The organism is Kitasatospora sp. NBC_00315 (genome assembly GCF_041435095.1).
In the GTDB taxonomy this organism is placed as follows: domain Bacteria; phylum Actinomycetota; class Actinomycetes; order Streptomycetales; family Streptomycetaceae; genus Kitasatospora.
Map to the genome: position 1 here is coordinate 5771398 of NZ_CP108025.1, position 12517 is coordinate 5783914.

The following is a 12517-nucleotide window of genomic DNA, read 5'->3' on the forward strand; positions in this document are numbered from 1 at the left end:
GGTCCGAGGTGGGGGTGGTTCACATTCATCGTGGACGAACCATGAGGTCGCCCGAGCGGGCCGGCCGCGCTCGCCCGAGACGGGTCCGCGTCCGCTCGTACGCCTTGCGTGCGATCGGACGGGTCCGCGTCCGCTCGTACGCCCTGCGGCCGCCGGGCGCCGGCCCGTGCGGCGTCGGTCAGGCGGCGGTGCCGAGCTGGACCCACTGGGCGACGCTGGGGACGCCCTTGTCGTCGAGGAGGAAGAGCATGTACCAGCCCGGCGGCGCGGCGGCCGCGGACGGCGGCGCCTGCAGCTCCAGCTTCGTGCCGGCCCGGCTGGTGATCCGCAGTTCGAGGTGGCGTTGGCTGGTGTTCACCGAGTGGGTGGCGGTGGTCGGCGAGAGCAGCACGGCCCGGGACGCCCTGGTCGGCGTCGAGGTGTTCACGAGGAACCTGCTGTCGAAGCCGATCGCGGTGGTCGGGGCCCGGTCGAGCGCGGGCCGGTCGCCCTTGGCCAGGTAGGCAGGCTCGTAGATCTCGATGCTGCCGTTCATGTCGTCCTTGACGTCCGGGTCGTTGGCGAGCTGCTGGAGCTCGTCACCGGTCACCATCACCCGCCCGTCCGGCAGGACCACCGCGTTGGAGTGGTAGCCGCGCGGCAGGCGCTGGACGGGGCCGAGCCGCCAGTTGCCGGCCGCGTCGCGCAGCTCGGTCTGGCGGTACTTCAGGTCGGCGTTGGGGTTGTAGGGCCCGTTGCCGTAGTCGCGGATGTCGTAGGCGCCGTTGACGGTCATCAGGGTGCCGTCCGGCAGGATCAGCGTGTCGTCCTGGGTCCGGCCGAAGGCGCGGGACTTCTCGGCGGTCCAGGTGCCGTTGGAGAATCTCAGGGTGCTCGGGTTGTCCCGGTCGCCGCCGAGGACCAGCGCGGAGTCCGGCCCGTCGGTGCCGCCGGGCAGCGGTACGGCGGAGCCGTAGTTGCGGGCCCTGCCGTCGGGCCGGGCCGGGAGGTCGCTGCGGGTCTCGTTCTTCGGGTCGAACAGCCACTGCTGCCCGGGGCTGCGGCCGAAGCCGTAGATGTTGCCGTCCCGCAGGGAGAACAGGTGGGGGTAGTCGAGGGTGAACGGCGCGCTCGCCCGGAAGGTGTCGACCGGGGTGTTCCTCGGGACGTCGGTCTTCTTCTGAGGCACCGGGTAGCCCTTCGCGGGGAAGCGCTCCACCACCGGGGTCGGCGTGCCCCAGCCCAGTTCGGACTGGCCGGACATGATCAGCGCGCGGCCGTCCGCGCCGGTCACCACCGAGGGGTACCAGCGGCCGACGGACATGTCCGGGTTGCGGGTCCAGGTCTCCGTCCAGGGGTCGAAGACCAGCGAGAGCTTGGCGCCGGTGCCGCCGTTGCCGCCGAGGTTGCCGCCGAACACCCCGAGCATGCCGTTCGGCAGGAAGGAGTGGCCCGCGCAGAAGAACGGCGCGGGACGCGGCTCGCCGAGCCCGTCGGGCATGTCGACCACGGGCGGGGTGACCTTGGTGAACGCGTTGGCACCGCTGCCCTTCGCCGGATCCCAGAGGAAGGCGCGCCCGGCGTTCTCCTTGCCGGTGGTCTGGGTGGGGGCCGGCTCCTTCTCCGGGTTGGTCTCGATCCGCTCGAAGGAGAAGAGCAGCACCTTGCCGGTGGGCAGCATGGCGATGTGGGCGGCGAACTCGGGGGAGGGGAAGTACTCCTTGAACGCGCCGGAGGTCGCGGCGTCGAAGCCGGCGTTGATCTTGGCCTGGCTGTCCGTCAGCGCGTTCAGCCGGTTGGTGCGGGTGGTCTGCGGGTAGTCGCCGACGCCCCGGACGGCGGCCCGGGCCTCGGCGTGCGCCTCGGCGTGCTCCGGTCCCAGCGCGGCGACCTCGTCGGGGCGCATCTCCGCCATCACCCGGGGCGAGGTGATGTGCGGGCCGGACTCCGGGGCCGCCCGGGGCTCGTCGTGGGCGCGGACCCCGGCGAGGGCCGGCGCCGCGGTGGTCATCAGAGTGGCGCCGGTCAGTGCGGAGACGACGACGCAGGCCGAGACCGCGGCGGACAGTCTTCTGCGGGGCGTGCTGCGGGACATGGGGCTCCTTGGGGACGGGGGTGGGCGCAGCGGACGGCGCGACCGCGCGCAGACCGTGGGCGGGAGCGCGCGAACCGTTGCCGACGGTGACACATCATCACAGTGCGTGGTGGTTCGCATGCGGACTCGACTGGCGGCGCCGTCATGATGAGCCGTTCGGACTGCCCTGTCCTGTCCGGAGAGTGACGATCCGTCGGATCGGCTCCGGTCACACCACCCCGAGCGCGTAGGCGGCGAAGGCCGCGGCCCCGGCGCCCGCCACCGCCTTCCAGGTTCCGGAGACGGACGTCCACGGAGCGTCGAAGCGCCGGGCGAGCCGGCCGAGTGCCACCAGCGCGCCGGTGAACAGCGGCAGCAGGGCCAGCCTGGCCGCCACCCAGCCGAGCGAGTCGGGGGAGGTCGTCAGCCCCGGCACCGCGCCGAACGCCGCCGCACCGGGCACGGCCACCGCGAGCATCGCGCTCTGGTGCCAGCAGAAGATCGTCATCGCCGACAGGTTGACCACCACCACCGGCAGCCACAGCAGCGGCCGGCGCAGCAGCGTCCCGATCCGCTCCCGCAGCAGGACGGCCGCACCGCACTGCACCGAGGCCAGCGCGAGCACCAGCAGCGACGGCGGGTGCGCGTTGGTCCGCGCCGCGCCGGGGACGCCGACCATGCTGGCCGGGTAGTGGAAGAACAGCAGCAGAGCCGCGAACAGCGCGCCCCCGCCCAGCAGCAGCACCCGGGCGGCGCGGCGCCCGAGCCGGCCCTGCGCCCACAGCACGCCCAGCTGGTAGGCGAACATCCACCCCGGGAGGATGTTCACCAGCGCCAGCCAGGACGGCACCGACTGCGCCCAGGGCCCGTACCGCAGGAGGTCGACCAGGGCGACGACGCCGAGCATCGCGCCGGCCGACCAGCCGCCGAGGCGCCGGCCCGCCGCCGCGCACAGCGGGGTGAGCGCGGTCAGGCCGAGGTAGACCGCGATGTACCAGAGCGGTTGGACGACCAGCACCGAGCCCGTCCGCACCGTCGCGTCCGGCACCCCCAGCCGGTGCAGCAGCGGGATCAGCAGTGCCCAGACCGCGGCCACCCCGAGCACCGGCCGCAGCAGCCGCACCGACCGGCCGCGCAGCCAGGCCCCGGCGCCGACGCCGCGCAAGCGGGCCCGCTCCAGCGAGGCGACCGAGGAGTGGCCGCCGACCAGGAAGAACACCCCGAGCATCTGCAGCAGCCAGCTGAGCGGCGCGAAGAAGCCGAGGGCGCCGAGCGGGCTGGCGTTGTGCAGCGCGCCGTCGGCGGAGAGGGTGAAGCCGCCTAGCATCCAGTGCCCGAACGGCACGGCGAGCAGGGCGACGGCGCGCAGCCCGTCGAGGGCGCGGTCGCGGGTGGCGGGGGTCTGCGCGTCGATCCCGGCGGCGGCGCGGCGCAGCGAGCCGAGTGGTCCGGCCATGGTGGGCTCCTTCGGGTGGTCGGGGTGGTCGGGGTGGTCGGGGTGGTCGGGGTGGTCGGGGCCGGTCAGGCTGCCGGGCGGCCGAGGGTGAGCTCGGCGAAGCGGGCGAGCGAGGCCGTGCCGGGCGCGAAGTAGCCGGTGTGGCCGTGTGATCCGGTGGACGGGATGTGCCGGGCGCCGAAGCCGCCGGCGGTGGGGTCGGCGCCGTGGCCCAGGCCGAGCACCGAGACGTGCGGGACGTCGCCGATCCAGTCGGAGCCGTTGCGGTCGGTGGCCCAGAGCGGCACGCGGGGGTCGAGGGCGGCGGCGTCCGGCACACCCATGCCGGGGGAGCCGAGCACCACCACGCCGGAGACCTGCGCGGGCCCGGGGGCGGTCAGCCCGCAGACCACCGAGCCGTAGCTGTGGCAGAGGACGGTGGCGGGGGCGGCCGGGGAGGTGGTCAGCGCCAGGCCGGTGAGGAACCGGCCCAGCCGCTGCGCGCCGGCCTCGGCGAGGTCCTCGGTGGCGGCGTCCAGGCCGACCCCGACCGGGGTGGTGTAGCCCGCCCAGGCGACTACGGCCGCGTCCCGGCCGGTCGCCTCGTACAGGGCGCGGGCCATGCCGGCGGGGGCGCCGTACGGGTCCGTGGCGCGGTCGAAGCTCATCAGGTCGATGTCCGAGCCGGGCACCACGACGGCGGTGTGCCGGGCGCCGGCCAGGTCGCCGAAGACCTCGGCGACCTGACCCCGCCCGCGCGGGTCGAAGACGAGGATCCGCCGCCCGTCGGCCAGCAGGCTCCGGTAGCGCTCGGCGCGGGCCCGGGCGGCCTCGTGGTCCTGGCCGGTCAGCGCCGGGTCCTCGGCCCTGGCCCGCTCCCGGCCGAGCTCCTCGGTGAGGGCCAGCACGTTGGCCCGGTAGCGAAGCGGCACGGGCGCGCCGTCCAGGTTGCCCACGACCAGGGGGTGGCGCACGGCCAGGTCGTCGCGCCGGGCCGGCGACAGCGCGGCGAAGAAGGCCGCCACCTCGTCGGGCCGGGCGGTGGCGGGATCGGGCAGGCGCAGGCCCAGCGTGGTGTCGGCGACCCAGGCGGCGCTGCCCGGCGGCGGCCCGGTCACGGGGCTCTGCGTGTCGGCGGCGGCCCAGCCGCCCGCGCCGAGCAGGGTGGCGGTGGTGATCGCGGCGGCGGCCAGCGTCCGCCTGAAGCGCAGCAGCATCGTCTTCGTACTCCCTCGTCCGTCGGGTGCGACGGGAAGGAAGGTAGAAGGACGACGGCCCCGCCGGCGTCACACCGGGGGGCCAACCACCGGGTCGTACCCGGGTACTCCTGCGGTACCTCCCGGGTCCTACTGACCCGGCGTCACCAGGCCCGATTCGTAGGCCAGGATCACCGCCTGGGCGCGGTCGCGCAGATCGAGCTTGGCGAGGACGCGGCCGATGTGGGTCTTCACGGTCTGCTCGGCGAGCACCAGGGCGGCCGCGATCTCCTGGTTGGACAGGCCCCGGGCGATCAGCTCCAGCACCTCGGTCTCCCGCGGCGTCAGGCCGTTCAGCCGCAGCTTCGGGTCCCGGCGTGGGGCGGGGCGGGTGCGGGCGAAGTCCTCGATCAGCCGGCGGGTCACCGAGGGCGCGAGCAGCGCCTCGCCGGCCGCGACCACCCGGACGGCGGCGATCAGGTCGGCCGGCGGGGCGTCCTTGAGCAGGAAGCCGCTGGCCCCGGCGCGCAGTGCCTCGTACACGTAGTCGTCCACGTCGAAGGTGGTGAGCATCAGCACCCGTGGGCGGTGCCCGCCGTCGGTGCGGCCGAGCAGCCGCCGGGTCGCCTCCAGGCCGTCCAGCTCCGGCATCCGCACGTCCATCAGCACCACGTCCGGGTGGGTGCGGCCGCTGACCTCCAGCGCCTGACGGCCGTCCGCCGCGTCGCCCACCACGTCGATGTCGCTCTGGGCGTTCAGCAGGGCGGCGAAGCCCGCCCGGACCATGGCCTGGTCGTCGGCGATGATCACACGGATGGTCATGCGGCACTCTCCCCCGGGGTGTCGGTCGGCAGCGCGGCGGCGACCTTGAAGCCGCCGTCCGGCAGCGGCCCGGTGTCCAGCCTGCCATCCAGCAGCCGCACGCGCTCCCGCATTCCGGTCAGGCCGTGGCCGGTGCCCTCCGCCGCGTGCTCCAGGGAGGGCGACCGGGTCGTCGGCGCCGCGTTCACCACCGTGACCAGCAGCCGGCCGTCCTGCAGCGCCAGCGACACCCAGGCCCGCGCACCGGGCGCGTGCCGCACCACGTTGGCCAGCGCCTCCTGGACGATCCGGTAGGCGGAGAGCTCCACCGCGGCCGGCAGCGGTCCGGCGGCCTCCGGGTGGACGGTCAGTTCGGCGGACACCCCGGCCCGGCCGACCGTTTCGAGCAGCTGGGGCAGCTGGGCCAGGCCGGGCTGCGGGGCGGTCTCGGCGCCGGACCCCTCGTTGCGCAGCACTCCCAGCAGCCGGCGCATCTCGGTCAGCGACTCCCGGGCGGTGCCCGCGATGGCGGTGAACTCGGCCACGGCCTCCTCCGGCACACCGGTCAGCCGGTACGGCGCGCTGGCGGCCTGCACGGCGATCACCGACATGTGGTGGGCCACCACGTCGTGCAGCTCACGGGCGATCCGGGCGCGCTCCTCCAGCAGGGTGCGCTGCCCGCGCTCGCTCTCGCTGATCTGCTCCTGCTCGGTGAGCAGCCGGCGGGCCTCGGCCCGCTCGCGCAGGGCGCCCCCGAACACCAGGACCGCGCCCGACAGGGCGATGACCAGCAGGCTGTTGTCCCCGCCGAAGCGGTCGGCGGGCGCCACCAGCGACATGGTCAGGGAGCCGGCGACGGTGGTCAGCCAGACGGCGAGCAGGGTCCGGCGGGGCTCGCGCAGCGAGAGCGGCACCATCAGCAGGCAGTAGCCGATGACCGAGGTGGCCGGCCAGGGCCAGACGGCGTCGGTGGTGCGGTCGGCGGCGAGCAGCAGCAGGGCGGTCAGCAGGTCGGCGGTGCCGATGATCCACCAGGCGGGCAGCGGGCGGCTGACCGCGAGCACCAGCGGCACGCTCTGGGCCACCGCCAGTGCGGCGGCCACGGCGGGGTTCAGCCCGTAGTCGTGGGTCAGCACCGTGATGCCGGTCGGCAGCAGTGAGGCCGCGGCGCCGACGGCGAGCAGGTACGGCAGGTGGTGCGGCCACCGCGGGAAGGTGCCGGCCGGCTGCGGGGTGCGGTCGGCGGACGGGCGGGCCAGGGCGCTCAGCAGGGTGGCCAGGCGGGCGGGTGCGGTGCGTCCGGTCGGCGGGTTCTCCATGCGGCCCAACCCTAGGAGAGCGGCCGGCGGTGGGGCGTCCCCCCGGGGTGGCGCCCCGCCCGTGATACCCGGGTACGACGTCGCGGGCGGTCAGCGCCGCCAGTCGCCGGCCAGGGCGGGGCCGAGCTGGTCGAAGTGGCGCTCGATCAGGGCGATCATCCCCTCGGGGCCGCTGTCGCCCGCGCCGGTGGCGCTCTCGCTCTCGGCCTCGGCGGACCAGGCCAGGTGCGCCGAGCGCAGGACGCCGCCGAAGACCGCCGCCATCACCTTGGGGCGCAGGTCGGTGACCGGGTCCAGGCCCTCGCGTGCGGCGATCAGCCCGGCCACCACCCGCTCCTGTTCGGTGATCCGGCGCAGGTGGGCGGCGAGCAGGGTCGGGGTGTCCTCTATCAGCTGCATGAGTTCCAGCGCGGTGGTCACGCCGCTCGGCCCGTCCGGCCGGCCGGCGGCGAGTTCGCGCCACGCCTGGACGATGGAGGCGCGCAGTGCCTGGAGCGGGCTCTCCTCGGCCGGGCGTCCGCGCAGGCAGGCGATGAAGAAGTTCTCGGCCTCGGCCATCACCGCGAGCGCGACCTCGTCCTTGTTGGCGAAGTAGCGGAAGAAGGTGCGTTGGGAGACGTCGACGGCGGCGGCGATCTCGTCCACGGTGGTGCGTCCGAAGCCCCGCTCCAGGAAGAGCCGGTGGGCGGCCTCGACGAGGGAGTCCCTGGTGCGCTGCTTCTTGCGCTCGCGCAGGCCGAGGACCCGGCAGGCCGGGTCGGGGGCGGTGGGCGTGAGCTGCGCGGCCATGGTGGGGCCTTCCGACTGCGGGTGGGCACGGGTTTCGCTCACCACGATAGCGCTCTGACAAATGTCAGTACCGGCCAGAAGTCATGGTTTGCCGAATGTCAGCTACTGACATAATCTCCCTCCGGGAGTGGCGCCCGTCCGGCCCGAGCACTCGTGGGGACGGGTGGGCCGGGGGCGCCACGACCGTGTCCCGTGTCGTCCACGCACCCGGAAGGCCCCGCAGATGAGCCAGTCCGTCGTCAAGAACGCGAAGGCGGATGCGCCGCCGCCCGGCGCGCCCGCCCGGGGGAGGAGCCTGCAGGGCCACCCCTGGCTGACCCTGCTGACCGTCGCCGTCGGCGTGATGATGGTCGCCCTGGACGGCACCATCGTCGCCATCGCCAACCCGGTGATCCAGGCAGACCTCAAGGCCTCGCCCGCCGACATCCAGTGGGTGACCAGCGGCTACCTGCTGGCGCTCGCGGTGTTCCTGATCACCGCCGGAAAGATAGGCGACCGCTTCGGCCACAAGACGACCTTCCTGGTCGGCGCGGTGGGCTTCGCCGGTGCCTCGGCCGCGATCGGCTTCGCCGGCAACATCCAGACGGTGATCGCCTTCCGCGTCCTGCAGGGCCTGTTCGGCGCGCTGCTCCAGCCCGCCGCCCTCGGCCTGCTGCGCGGCGCCTTCCCGGTCGAGAAGCTGAACATGGCGATCGGCATCTGGGCGGGCGTGATCGGTGCCTCCACCGCGGCCGGTCCGATCGTCGGCGGCCTGCTGGTCGAGCACGTGTCCTGGCAGTCGGTGTTCTTCATCAACATCCCGGTCGGCCTGCTCGCGCTCGCGCTCGGCATCTGGATCCTTCGGGACGTCCGCGCCGAGAACGCCGCGAAGTCCTTCGACATCCCCGGCATCCTGCTGCTCTCGGCCGCGATGTTCATGCTGGTCTGGGGCATCATCAAGGCTCCGACCTGGGGCTGGGGCGACATCAGCACGATCCTCTTCCTCGGCGGCGCCGTCGTGGCCCTGGTCGCCTTCGCCCTCTGGCAGCGGGTCGCCAGGGAGCCCCTGATCCCGCTCAGCCTGTTCCGCTCGGTGCCGCTGTCGGCGGGCACCCTGCTGATGATCCTGATGGCGTTCTCGTTCTTCGGCGCGATCTTCTTCGTGACCTTCTACCTGCAGAACGTGCACGGGATGTCCCCGGTCGACGCCGGTGTCCACCTGCTCCCGATGACCGGAATGATGATCGTCGGCGCGCCGGCGGCCGGCGCCGCGATCGGCAAGGTCGGCCCGCGCATCCCGATCGTGGTCGGCATGGTCATCACCTCCGTGGCCATGTACGGCATGTCCACCCTGAACGCGAACTCCGGCAGCGGCGTGATGTCGCTCTGGTTCGTCCTGATGGGCCTGGGCATCAGCCCCGTCCTGGTCGGCGCCACCGAGGTCATCGTCGGCAACGCCCCGCTGGAGCTCTCCGGCGTCGCCGGCGGCCTGCAGCAGGCCGCCATGCAGGTCGGCGGCAGCCTCGGCACCGCCGTCCTGGGCGCGCTGATGGCGGCCAAGGTCACCGACGTGCTGCCCGGCAACTGGGCCGCGGCCGGTCTGCCGCCGGTCGAGGGGGCCGGCGCGCAGGGCCTGCGGCAGGCCGCCCAGCTCGGCATCGCCCCGCCCGCCCAGCCGGGTACGCCGCAGCAGGCCGTGGACGCGATGGCCGGCGCGGTGCACGACTCCTTCGTCAGCGGCATGTCGCTGGCCTTCGCGGTCGCCTCCGTGGTGGCCTTCGCGGCGGCGCTGCTCGGCCTGCTGGCCAAGCGCGGCAGCACCGACGCCGGCCCGGCCGTGCACATCTGACCGGCCTGGCGACCGACCGTCCGCCCCCGGCGCCCGCGTGGCGCCGGGGGCGCGGTCGTCCCCGGCCGGGCGGCGGGCGCGGGGCGTGCGACGTCCGGCCGAATCACCCGCCCGCCGCGGGTGTGGCGTCTTGCGCGGGGATCGGACGCACGGTGGGCTGTGCGCATGACCAGCCAGGATGCCAGCGGTGAGAAGCAGTCGTCCGGTCCGGGGTCACCCGGGCCCGGGCGGGTGGCCCGGTTCCTCGGCCGGCCGGGCGGGTTCGCCGCGGCCGCCGGCCTCGCCACGGCCGTCCTGATGGCCGTGCGGATCTTCCTGCCCGGCCCCGTCGGCATGGCCGACAACGGCGACGGCCCGCGCCGGATGTGCACCCTGGAGGCCGTCACGCGGCTGGAGCCCGGCTCCACGCCCTGGTGGTCGTACGCCAACTTCGGCTATGCGCACGCGGAGCCCGGCGGCTGCGACCCGGAGGCCGCCTACCGCAGCAGCGGCACCTGGCTGCTGCGCGCGGCGCAGCCGCTCGGGCACTGGCTCGGCCTGCCCGGGGTGGTCGATCTGCGGGCGCTCGCGGTGCTCTTCTGCCTGCTGGCCGGTCTTGCCACGGCCGTCTTCGCGGCGGCGCTGCGCGGCGGCCTCCCGGCACGCTCGCTGATCTGCGCGGCCCTGTTCGCCGTCGTCGGCGACAGCGTCTTCGCGGGCTACGCCGCCTCTCCCTACAGCGAGGCGGCGGGGCTGCTCGGCATCCTCGCGGCCACCGCGGGAGCGGCGCACCTCGGCGGATCGGCCCGCGCACGGCTCGGCGGGCTGCTGGTCCTCACCGCCGGCGCGGTGGTCGCGGTGGCCTCCAAGACCCAGTCCGTGACGATGGCGGCCCCCTTCGCCGGCCTGCTGCTGCTCACCCGTGTCCCGCTGGGACGGGCGGCCGGCGCGTGGGCGAGCCGGGTGCTGCCGCTCTGCGCGACCGCCGTGATCCTGGCGACCGGGGTCGTCACCCTGCAGTGGCAGACCGAGTCGTTCAAGGTGATCAACCCCACCGAGGTGGTCTTCGTGGGCCTGCTCGGGACGAGCGCCGATCCGGCCGGATCGGCCGTGGAGCTCGGCCTGCCGGCGGACTTCGCCCAGTACGCCGGGCGCAGCTGGTGGACGCCCGACCCGCCGCAGAGCGACCCGCGCTGGCCCCTGGTGCGCGACCGGATGACGTACGGCAACATCGCCGCCTTCCTGCTCAGGCACCCGGGCGTCGCCGCCGACATCGCGCTCGGGGCCGTCGAGGACTTCGACGCCGCCCGGCCCACCTACCTCGGGTCCTACCCGGTGGGCGCCGGGGAGCCGGCCGGCGCCCAGGAGTCGCGGCTGACCGTCTTCAGCGCACTGCTGCGGTTCCTCGGCGGCGGGACGCTGCTGCTGATCGTCCTGGCCGTCGGCGCGGTCGGGGCCCGGCGGCTGCGCGCCCTGCGGGACGACCCGCGCCGGCGCGCCCTGGTCGGCGCGGCGCTCTGCCTGGCCGGCATCACCGTCGCGCAGTTCCTGACCGCCGCGTACGGCGAGGCGATCGAGGGCGTCAAGCACCAGGTCTTCTCGCTCTTCGCCGCCGGGCTGGTCCTGGTGGTCGCCGCGGCCGCCGTCTGCTGCGCCCCGCGTCCGGCGGCCGTCGAGGGCCTGCCGGAGCCGGCCCGCCGGGAGCCGGAGCGGCTCCCGGAACGGGTCGGCTGAGGGCTCCCGGGCGCTACCGGCCGCGGCCCTGCTGGAAGCGTCCGGCCTCCAGGGCGACCAGCGGCGCCGGGTAGTCCGGCCGCTCCGCCAGCAGCCAGGGCCGGTGCACCGCCGCCCCGGGGACACCGGCCAGCTCCGGCACCCAGCGCCGGACGTACGCCCCGTCCGGGTCGAAGCGCTTGGCCTGGGTGAGCGGGTTGAGCACCCGGTTGGGGCGGGTGTCCGTCCCGGTGCCGGCCACCCACTGCCAGTTCAGCTGGTTGTTGGCGACGTCGCCGTCCACCAGCAGCGACAGGAAGTGCGCGGCGCCCTCGCGCCAGTCCAGGTACAGGGTCTTCGCGAGGAAACTCGCGGTCAGCAACCGGGCCCGGTTGTGCATCCAGCCCTCGTGGGCGAGCTGGCGCATCCCGGCGTCCACGATCGGATAGCCGGTCAGGCCGGCCTTCCACGCGGTCAGCTCCGCCCGGTCGCGGTGCCAGTGGTCGCCGCGCGGCCGGTAGTCGGCGTGGGCGGCGTCGGGGCGGGCGGCGAGCACCTGGTGGTGGAAGTCGCGCCAGACCAGCTGCCGGACGAAGGCCTCCGCGCCCGGCCCGCCGCGGCGCTGCGCCAGCGCGACGAGTTCGGCCGCCGAGAGGCAGCCGAAGTGCAGGTACGGGGAGAGCCGGGAGGTCTCGTCGCCGGCCAGGTCGTCGTGCACCTCCTCGTACGGCCCGACCTGCCAGGAGGACCAGAGCCGGCGGCCGGCCGACTCCCCGCCGGCCGGCAGCGCGGGGGAGTCCGGGCGGACGGCGGGCACCTCGGCGCCCCGGACGTCCTGCGGCACCCGGACGGCGCGCGGAGCCGCCACCGGGTGCCGGCGCTGCGCCGCCTGCCAGGCCCGCAGATAGGGGGTGAAGACCGCGTAGTGGTCCTTGCCGGCCGGAGTGACGGCGCCCGGGGCGAGAGCGGTGAGCACCGCGTCGTGCACCCTGAGCCGCTCGCCCAGGGCCTGGCGCAGCGCCCCCTCGCGGCGCTGGGCGAAGCCGCTCACCCCGGCCGCGACGTGCACGGACACCGCCCCGGTGGCCTCCGCCAGCCGGACGGTCTCCTCCACCACCGCGCCGCGCCGCACCACCAGCCGCCCGCCCCGGGCCCGCAGCCCGGCGTCGAGGTCGGCCAGGCAGTCGGCCAGGAAGGCGGCCCGGTTGGGCACCGCGAAGCCGGTGGCGGCGACCCCGTCGTCCAGGACGAACAGTGGCACCACCTCCTCGGCGTCGGAGAGGGCGGCGCGGAGCACGGGGTTGTCGTGCAGCCGGAGATCCTGGGTGAGGAGCGCGATGGAGGGCGACATGCCCCATGGCTATCGCCACCGTGCCCGCCGGCCGGCCCGACACGCCCGGCGAA

General features: G+C 75.0%; 9 protein-coding genes. 2 read left to right on the top strand and 7 right to left on the bottom strand.

Features of this window, described 5'->3' with window-relative positions:
* Positions 1 to 178 precede the first annotated feature (178 nt).
* The 6 genes from OG823_RS24060 to OG823_RS24085 all read right to left on the bottom strand — a co-directional run bounded on the left by OG823_RS24060 (position 179) and on the right by OG823_RS24085 (position 7635).
* The gene (locus OG823_RS24060; protein ID WP_371481740.1) at positions 179 to 2074 is read right to left on the bottom strand and encodes a galactose oxidase-like domain-containing protein; all 1896 of its coding nucleotides are present in this window, start codon (positions 2072 to 2074) and stop codon (positions 179 to 181) included.
* Between the two features lie 208 nt (positions 2075 to 2282).
* A complete protein-coding gene (locus OG823_RS24065) occupies positions 2283 to 3509 on the bottom strand; it encodes an acyltransferase (protein ID WP_371481742.1) in 1227 nt (408 codons plus the stop codon).
* Positions 3510 to 3574: 65 nt separating this feature from the next.
* Positions 3575 to 4705, bottom strand: a complete 1131-nt coding sequence (locus OG823_RS24070) for an alpha/beta hydrolase (protein ID WP_371481744.1) — start codon at positions 4703 to 4705, stop codon at positions 3575 to 3577.
* 129 nt (positions 4706 to 4834) lie between these two features.
* Positions 4835 to 5506, bottom strand: a complete 672-nt coding sequence (locus OG823_RS24075; protein WP_371481746.1) for a response regulator — start codon at positions 5504 to 5506, stop codon at positions 4835 to 4837.
* Positions 5503 to 6804 carry a sensor histidine kinase gene (locus OG823_RS24080; RefSeq protein ID WP_371481748.1) on the bottom strand — a complete coding sequence of 434 codons (1302 nt, stop codon included), beginning with the start codon at positions 6802 to 6804 and terminating at the stop codon, positions 5503 to 5505. Before OG823_RS24080 ends, OG823_RS24075 begins: the two co-directional genes overlap by 4 nt.
* 90 nt (positions 6805 to 6894) lie before the next feature.
* Positions 6895 to 7635 (bottom strand): TetR family transcriptional regulator, encoded by a 741-nt coding sequence (locus OG823_RS24085; protein WP_371481750.1) that lies wholly within the window; start codon positions 7633 to 7635, stop codon positions 6895 to 6897.
* 181 nt (positions 7636 to 7816) lie between these two features.
* On the opposite strand from OG823_RS24085, the gene OG823_RS24090 reads away from it, so the two are divergent.
* Both OG823_RS24090 and OG823_RS24095 read left to right on the top strand, forming a co-directional pair.
* The gene (locus OG823_RS24090) at positions 7817 to 9421 is read left to right on the top strand and encodes an MFS transporter (RefSeq protein ID WP_371481752.1); all 1605 of its coding nucleotides are present in this window, start codon (positions 7817 to 7819) and stop codon (positions 9419 to 9421) included.
* 165 nt (positions 9422 to 9586) lie between these two features.
* Positions 9587 to 11134, top strand: a complete 1548-nt coding sequence (locus tag OG823_RS24095) for a hypothetical protein (protein ID WP_371481754.1) — start codon at positions 9587 to 9589, stop codon at positions 11132 to 11134.
* Between the two features lie 13 nt (positions 11135 to 11147).
* Here the strand turns inward: OG823_RS24095 and OG823_RS24100 are convergent, their stop codons facing one another.
* Positions 11148 to 12464: a deoxyribodipyrimidine photo-lyase gene (locus OG823_RS24100; protein ID WP_371481756.1), complete on the bottom strand. Its 1317-nt coding sequence runs from the start codon at positions 12462 to 12464 to the stop codon at positions 11148 to 11150.
* Positions 12465 to 12517: the final 53 nt, after the last annotated feature.